Source organism: Actinocrinis sp., assembly GCF_035946395.1.
Lineage (GTDB): Bacteria > Actinomycetota > Actinomycetes > Streptomycetales > Catenulisporaceae > Actinocrinis.
Map to the genome: position 1 here is coordinate 1 of NZ_DASYZI010000110.1, position 1,780 is coordinate 1,780.

General features: G+C 66.3%; 2 protein-coding genes. Both read left to right on the forward strand.

All coding sequences use genetic code 11. The features are described 5' to 3' along the window. Positions 1–517: 517 nt before the first annotated feature. On the forward strand, positions 518–1,564 hold the full coding sequence (locus VGS97_RS07295) for a hypothetical protein (RefSeq protein ID WP_326852481.1): 1,047 nt from the start codon (positions 518–520) through the stop codon (positions 1,562–1,564). A 23-nt stretch (positions 1,565–1,587) separates the two neighbouring features. Further along, positions 1,588–1,780, forward strand: a 193-nt coding sequence (locus tag VGS97_RS07300) for a hypothetical protein (RefSeq protein WP_326852482.1), incomplete at its 3' end; no start/stop codon positions are given.

Below are 1,780 nucleotides of genomic sequence, written 5' to 3' on the forward strand. Positions count from 1 at the left end.
CCGGCCCCCGCGGTGCGCGCAATTTCCCCGCGCGTGTCAACAGGCAGACGCGTGCTCCACCACACCGTGAAACTCATACAGGATCCTGAGACAACTGCCGTCTCATGTATTTGTCAGTATACTAACTTGCCGGTGCGTGGCTGTTGACAGGCCGACAGTGATCGGTAACGATGAGAGCCGGTAGAAACACCGGGCGGTGGTCGAGGTAAGCCGATCACAAGGGCAAACGCGAGGCCTTTCACCGGAAACGGTAGACGAACCGAGGCTGGGGTTACGTCCGGGTTTCTCGTCCTTTGCATGAGACCCCTGGTTCGACATAATTCGATACATCAGGCTACTCATGCGCATCGGGGCTCCCCGGCCCGGGCGCTGTATCAATAGTTTCAGATGAGTTTCGTCGCCGGATTCGCCATGGCCAGTGCTGCCGGATCCTCCGGGTCCACAGGGTTCTGGCTTGTGCCGTCCGGCCCCTGACGCACGCGATCACGTCCGATCGCGGCCGGAAACGGAGTACGTCTTGTCGCTCGTCAGCGTGCACAACGAGTGGGATCCGCTGGAAGAGATGATCGTGGGCATCGCCGACGGCGCCCGCGTCCCGTCTGCGGACATCGGACTGTTCGCCCTCGACTACGCCGATGACGAGGAGACCGAGCAGGACATCCCGACCGGCCCGTACGACGCCCGGATCCTTGAGGAGGCGAACGAGGACCTGGAGGGGTTCGTCGGGCTGCTTCAGGCCGAGGGCGTGACGGTCCGCCGGCCCGCGGTCACCGACCATGCCAGGAGCTTCGGTACGCCGGACTGGACCACGGACGGCGAGTACAACTACTGTCCCCGCGACGTGCTGCTGGCGATCGGTGACACGATCATCGAGACGCCGATGGCGCTGCGGTCCCGCTACTTCGAGCCGCACGCCTACAAGGACATCCTGCTCGACTACTTCCGCAGCGGGGCGGGCTGGATCTCCGCGCCGAAGCCCCGGCTCTCCGACGAGACCTACAACGTGCGCCCCGCGCAGGGCTCCATCCTCAACAACCACGAGCCGATCTTCGACGCGGCCAACATCCTGCGCGTCGGCCGGGACATCCTCTACCTGGTCTCGTGCAGCGGGAACCTGCTGGGCCTGCAATGGCTGCAACGCGCGCTCGGCGCAGACTACCGGGTGCACCCGGTCAGCGGCGTCTACGACGGCACGCACATCGACACCACGATCACGCTGGTGCGGCCCGGACTCGTCGTGCTCAACCCGGAGCGGATCCGCGAGGACCAGGTGCCCGCGGTGTTCAAGCACTGGGACATCCTCTGGTGCCCCGAGAACGTCGACACCGGCTACGCGTGGCGGTACCCGCGCGCGTCGCTCTGGCAGGCCGGGCTGAACTTCATCATGGTCAGGCCGGATCTCGCCGTGGTCAACGACCTACAGATCCCGCTGATCCGCGAGTTGGAGAAGCGCGGCGTGACGGTCGCCGCGCTGCCCATGCGCCACGCGCGCACGCTCAGCGGCGGATTCCACTGCGTGTCGCTGGACGTGCGCCGCACCGGAACGCTTGAGGACTACAGCTGACGCTCCACCGGAGAGGACTGGCGATGACGGCACGGACTCAGGCGCCTGCGAAGCCGGCGCGGCGGATGAGCGAGGACGACATAGCGGGCCTGCCGTTCACGTTGCGGTACCACCGGCTGGGCGCGGCGGCGGCGGCCGGACTCGGCGGTGACGAGCACGAGATCGTGTTCGTACTCGCCGGGCGCGGGACCTTGTCAGGACCCGATGGCGCTGCGC